The sequence below is a fragment of the Zarconia navalis LEGE 11467 genome (assembly GCF_015207075.1).
GTDB lineage: Bacteria > Cyanobacteriota > Cyanobacteriia > Cyanobacteriales > Geitlerinemataceae > Zarconia > Zarconia navalis.
Genome location: NZ_JADEXN010000348.1, coordinates 1 through 5,917, shown reverse-complemented (window position 1 = coordinate 5,917; position 5,917 = coordinate 1). Strand labels below are relative to the sequence as shown.

The 5,917-nt window shown below is 48.4% G+C and carries 6 protein-coding genes; 4 read left to right on the top strand and 2 right to left on the bottom strand.

Translation table 11 applies throughout. From position 1 onward, the window contains the following. Window positions 1–157 precede the first annotated feature (157 nt). Together IQ235_RS16685 and uvrC are read right to left on the bottom strand one after the other, a co-directional pair. Entirely contained in the window at window positions 158–1,723 is a 1,566-nt protein-coding gene (locus IQ235_RS16685) for a Ppx/GppA phosphatase family protein (RefSeq protein WP_264322558.1), read from the bottom strand. A 263-nt stretch (window positions 1,724–1,986) separates the two neighbouring features. Next, window positions 1,987–3,879: an excinuclease ABC subunit UvrC gene (gene uvrC, locus IQ235_RS16680; RefSeq protein ID WP_264322557.1), complete on the bottom strand. Its 1,893-nt coding sequence runs from the start codon at window positions 3,877–3,879 to the stop codon at window positions 1,987–1,989. Window positions 3,880–4,025: 146 nt separating this feature from the next. Between uvrC and IQ235_RS16675 the strand changes: the two genes are divergently transcribed. From IQ235_RS16675 to IQ235_RS16660, 4 genes are all read left to right on the top strand, one after another. Then, window positions 4,026–5,030 (top strand): glycosyltransferase family 2 protein, encoded by a 1,005-nt coding sequence (locus IQ235_RS16675; protein ID WP_264322556.1) that lies wholly within the window; start codon window positions 4,026–4,028, stop codon window positions 5,028–5,030. 82 nt (window positions 5,031–5,112) lie between these two features. Then, window positions 5,113–5,322, top strand: coding sequence for an element excision factor XisI family protein (locus tag IQ235_RS16670; RefSeq protein ID WP_264322555.1), 210 nt, complete (start codon window positions 5,113–5,115; stop codon window positions 5,320–5,322). Beyond that, the gene (locus IQ235_RS16665; RefSeq protein ID WP_319592610.1) at window positions 5,234–5,461 is read left to right on the top strand and encodes an element excision factor XisI family protein; all 228 of its coding nucleotides are present in this window, start codon (window positions 5,234–5,236) and stop codon (window positions 5,459–5,461) included. Before IQ235_RS16670 ends, IQ235_RS16665 begins: the two co-directional genes overlap by 89 nt. A 33-nt stretch (window positions 5,462–5,494) precedes the next feature. Next, window positions 5,495–5,917: cupin domain-containing protein (locus tag IQ235_RS16660; RefSeq protein ID WP_264322553.1), on the top strand; the 423-nt coding region annotated here is incomplete at its 3' end.

Genomic DNA, 5,917 nt, shown 5'->3' with positions numbered 1-5,917 from the left:
GGGCGATCGCCTTTCTCCTTGGCGGTGTCGCTTCCGAGAATGAGGTTTGGTGTTGCTCGTGGCTGCCTGCATGATGTCCGGAAATGATATGGCTTCTATGGAGATTTCGGCATCATCAGAACTTTTTTTCGGTTTTTGGCAATTTTGTTGCAAAACTTTATCTGAGATCGGGATCTAAAGAGAATGTCTGCAAGCGATCTTGAATCTTAATCTGGCGTTCCAATGCTTCTGCCAAAACCTCGCAACTGCGACGAGCTGCCCAAATTTCGACTTCAATATTATCTGTCCCCGCAACATTGATTTCTAGTGTCTTCTTTGAGACTTGACAAAAAATTTGTTCCACCCGTTGATTTTTGGTTTTATTTAAAGCCACCGAAATTCTCAAAATACCTGCGAGTCGTTTAATCAAATGGCGGTGGTATTTGGAAAGCTGTTTGAATTTTTTGTGTCGCTTCGTTGGTTTTGCTTTGCAATGGTAGCGAGCTAAATGACCGATTAATAAAATTTCTTCGTTTGTAAATCCTCTAGGAGCCGTGCGTTTGATGAGAAAGCGCGAATTTTTATGATGTTTGCGAAAGGAAATCGACATTCCGATATTGTGAAGTAAAGCCGCAAATTCTAATATTTCTCGCTCGAAGTTTCCGTATCCGTGTAATTCTTGAGTTCGATCGAAGAGTTGGAGAGCTAAATTAGCAGTATGGCGATTTTCTTCCCAATCTGCATCGTATTTGTAAATCAAGTGCGCGGCCTGACGATATCGCAAATTCTGGCAATTGGAAAAAGCCGAAGCCGCTTGAGAATGCCGTTCTAAATAGTCTAAAATCATCCCTTCTCGCAACGAGGCATCGCACAGAGTAATTTCTTCAACGCCTGCGAGGTTTAATAATTTCACGAGTAGCACCCCTCCAAGATGAATGGCATCGGCGCGTTTTTCGCTAACGGCTTCAACCTCGGCGCGTTCTTCGACCTTCATTTTTAATAGCTCTTGGGTTAATTGACAAATCTTTTCTAATGGAACGACTTCGGCATTCACCCACTCAAAAGATTTGCCTCCCGCAGCCATATGCGCCGCTTCTCCCATCGTTCGAATCGTTCCGGACGTGCCAATGACCCGATCGAAACCTACATCGCGCGTTTTCTCTAAAACTTTTCCGGCAACGAACTGAATATGAGCTTCTAGAATGCCTCGTCCTTCAGTTCCTACCGACTCTTTGTTTTCAAACATATCCAGCAGGCGCAGAACGCCTAGAGGCATACTATCTCTAAAAAAGAGATCGGAGCGATCGCCCACCACCGCCTCGGTACTTCCTCCGCCAATATCGAGAACGAGAGCTTTGTCATCTTCGAGAGCGATGGAATTGCGTACCGCCAGAAAAATTAATCGCGCCTCTTCTTTTCCCGATATAGTTCTGGGACAAATACCGGTTTTCGCAACGACTTCCCTTAAAAACTTTTCTCCATTTTGTGCCTCGCGAATCGCACTGGTTGCCGCCGTGAGAATCTCATCGACACCCATTTCTTCTGCGAGTTGAATGTAGCGATGAATTGTTTCGATCCCCACTTTAAAAGCACGATCGCTAATATATTTTGAAGCAAATACCCCGACTCCCAGCTTAGCCATTTCCTTCTGACGATCGATAATCTTGAAGCTTTGCTTGTGAGTGGCTTCTGCGATAATCATGTGAATGGAATTGGTTCCGATGTCGATGGCAGCTAACTTCATGGGTTCGATTATAAAAATGAGGTAGATTAATGGTGCTACCGCATTTTACCTGTTGTTGTCGTCAATTGTTCTGGGGTGGCGATACCAATGGGGCTAGTTGGATGGGTGAGTGCAGTGTCAACCATGCTGTTTGGGAGATGGGTGCGTTACACGATCGCTTTTTCTCGGTTTCTTGAATTTTTGTGGCGCTCGATCGATGATTTTGAATTCAATTGTCGTCACACACGCTTCATTTTTATCTGGCTTTATCTACTACCAGTATTTCACGATACAGCCGGATGAAAATAGTCGTAAATCTGCCGTGCCAATTGCGGCCCGATACCCGGTGCTTCTGCGAGTTGTTCTGGGGTGGCAATGCTGATATAGTCGATCGAGCGGAAGTGCGCTAGGAGTTCTTTTTGGCGAGAAAAACCCAAGCCGGGAATTTCATCTAAACGCGATCGCCGCATTCGTTCGGCGCGCTGCTGGCGGTGGAAGCTGACGGCAAATCGGTGCGCTTCGTCTCGCAATCGCCGCAACAGTTGTACCCCCGGTTGTTCGGCATCGGTTTTCAGGGGAAAAGATTCGCCGGGGAGAAAGATTTCCTCTCGTTGTTTGGCTAAACTGACAACGCGAACTTCATCGAGTAAGTCCATTTCTCGCAAGATATTAACCACCGCAGAAAGCTGTCCTTTTCCTCCATCTATCATCACGAGATCGGGGAATTTTCGACTTGTTTCTGCCACTGTTTTATCTTTCCGAAAACGGCGGCTAATCACCTCTGCCATACTAGCAAAATCATCAGAATGACCCGCTGTGACTTCGGGGTTTTTAATCTTATAACGGCGGTAGTGTTGCTTGGCGGGAATGCCATCGATAAATACAACTCGCGAGGCGACGGCATCGGAACCTTGAACGTGGGAAATATCGTAACCTTCAATGCGATGGGGAAGTTCGGGTAAATCGAGAATATCGGCTAAATCTTGCATCGCTTGCAAGTTACGATCGCCCATTTTCTGCATCCGCGCCAACTCGTATTCGGCATTGCGTTCCACCATCGCCACCAGTTCGGCTTTGGTTTGCCGTTGGGGAACCAGAATCGATACTTTGCGTCCCTTTTTTTCGCTCAACCAATCCGATAATATTTCTTCGTCGGATAGTTCCGCTTGCACGATAATTTCCGTGGGAATTTCCACCGATTCGACGCTTTGGTAATGTTCCTCTAAAGCTCGCTGTAAAATTGCACCGCGATCCTCTTGCAAATTACCAGAATTTGTGCTTGATGTTTCAAAAACAAATCCCAATCGCCCCACCAACTTTCCGGCGCGAATTTGGAACAATTGGACGCAGGCAAAGCGATCGTTTGCCGCCAAGGCGATCGCATCTCGAGAAACCCGATCGTCTGGCAGGGACACCTTTTGGTCTGCCCCCAAAGACTGCAACCCTTGAATTTTGTCCCGCAGTTGCGCCGCTTTTTCAAACTCCAAATTCTCTGAAGCCTGCGCCATGCGATCGGTTAAAATATCGATGAGTTCCTGAGTTCTTCCCTGAAAAATCATCGCCACTTTCTGCACCGTTTTTCGATACTCTTCTGGAGAAACGAGCTGCTGACAAACGCCGGGACAGCGCCCGATATCGTAGTTCAAACAGGGGCGGTCTTTGAACAGAGGTTTGGGACGTTGCTGGAGGGGAAAAATTCGCTTGACGATATTGAGGGTACTCCGCAATAAACCCGTATCGACATAGGGACCGTAGTAGCGGTCTTTCTCGTTTTTCGCCCGTCGCTTGCGAGTGATGAAAATGCGGGGATATTTCTTCGACCAGGTGATGCAGAGATAGGGATATTTCTTATCATCTTTGAGCAGCACGTTGAAGTGAGGTTGGTGCTGTTTGATAAGATTATCTTCCAAGGCGAGGGCTTCGGCTTCGGTGTCGGTAACGATAAATTCGATATCGCACACTTGCCGCACCATCAGCGCAATTCGATCGCTTAACTGCTGGGATTCGCGAAAATAGGAACGCACTCGCGATCTCAGTTTTTTTGACTTGCCAATATATAGAATACGATCGTCGCGATCGCGCATTAAATACACCCCTGGTTCCGCCGGAATTTCCTTCAGTCGGCTTTCCAGACGATCGGGATTTTTGAGCAGCGGTTGAACTTGAGTTGCAGACATTATCGTAGATATGCTAATCGATAATTGTTAATGACTGAATTACGAATCGTAAAACGGTAAATTGTTATTGAAAATCTCCTCTTTCTTATCTCCCCCAGTAACGCCTGCTCTCTTCACTTTGGTAGTATAGCGAGATTCCCCCTCCCATGAACCCGATTGTCAGTGTCGTAATTCCCACCTACAATAGCGATCGCTACATCGCCGCCGCCATCGATAGCGTGTTGGCGCAAACCTACCCCCACTGGGAAATTCTCGTTGTCGATGACGGTTCCCAAGATCGGACGCAGCAGATATTACAGCCGATCGTACGAGAAGTGGGCGATCGCCTGCGCTATATCTATCAAACTAATCAAGGGGTATCCGCCGCGCGAAATCGGGGCATTGAGGCAGCCAGAGGGGAATTCGTCGCCTTTCTCGATGCCGATGATATCTTCCTCCCCGACAAACTCGCCGCACAGATAGAGGTATTCGCCGTGCAAACCCAGTTAGGCATGGTGCATAGCGGCTGGCGGCGCGTCGATGCGGTAGGGAAACCCCTGCTGGATGTGGAACCGTGGCGGGAGATTCCGACACTGGATTTAGAATCCTGGTTGCGGTGGAAACCGGTTCTCCCCAGCGCGATGATGTTTCGGCGGCAGTGGTTGCTAGAGGCGGGAGGTTTCGATTCCCGGTTTCCCCCGGCAGAGGATACGGAGTTGGTGTTGCGGTTGGCGCTGCGGGGATGCAAGGCGGCGTGGTTGCGGCAAATTACCGTTTTATACCGCCAGCATGAGGATAGCGCCATGTATAAGGGGCTTCCCCAGGCGCGATCGCTGTCGGCCGTTTTAGACCATTTTTTCGCGCAGCCAGATGTACCGCCCCATATTCGGCTGCTGGAGCCGGATATTCGCTATAGTACCTGGGTCTGGATCGGCTGGTATTTGTATGGTACCGGGCATTTGGTGGAGATGGGAGAAGCGTTGCAGCAGGCGTGGCAGTATTCCCCTTATTCTGCTTTGGAGGCGATTATCAATTGGGTGGAGAGTTTCGCGGCGTTCTCGAAAAATATTGGTAAGGTTTTGGATGCAGAAGTGTTGGTAACATCGGCGCAATGGCAGGATGTGACGGCGTGGGTGAGTCAAAATAATGAAAAATTATCAATTAAAAATTAAAAATTGAATCGATACAAGCGGTCGTCCGTCAAAATCAACGACTTTTAACGATATTCAATGTTGAAAAGGAAATAATTGTGCAATGGAAAACCTAGACTCTTACCACAACATTATTCAAAAAATCCTCAACCAGTATTATCAACTCGCAACACATCGAGCTGATTTATCGAATGATTCTGAAGTTAGCGATCGACTGGCATTGGATGAACATCAAGGTCAATATCTCTGGTTTCGATTCGGTTGGGATGACAAACAGTTCGTGCAGTATATTATTATGGATACTCTGCATTAAAAACGGTAAAGTTTGGGTCGAACAAGACTCCACCGATTTATGTGTTGTTGACGATTTACTCGCTGCCGGTATTCCCGCAAGCGATATTGTTTTAGGCTTTCATCATCCCAACAAACGGAAACTCACAGAATTTGCTTGAAATTGAGTAGGGGTCAAAACACCGGAGGTTCTCGTGGAACTCAATGCCGATTTTTCCCAGCGTGTCATCGTTCGCAGTGCCGATCTCGACTGGCAGCCCTCGCCGATGCCGGGAGTGGAACGGCGAATGCTCGATCGCATCGGGGATGAAAAAGCCCGCGCCACATCCATCGTTCGCTACGCCCCCGGCAGCGAGTTTTCCCCTCACGTTCACGGCGGAGGTGAAGAGTTTTTGGTGTTGGCGGGGGTGTTCCAAGACGAACATGGCGACTTCCCCGCCCGCAGCTACGTCCGCAACCCGCCTACCTCGAAACATACCCCCGCTTCTGCACCGGGATGCATTATCTTCGTCAAACTCTGGCAGTTCGAGAGAAGCGATCGCACCCACATTCGCATCGACACCCACAAACTCCCGGCAATTCACCCCGCAGGACGATCGGGTATTCGCGTCAAGCCC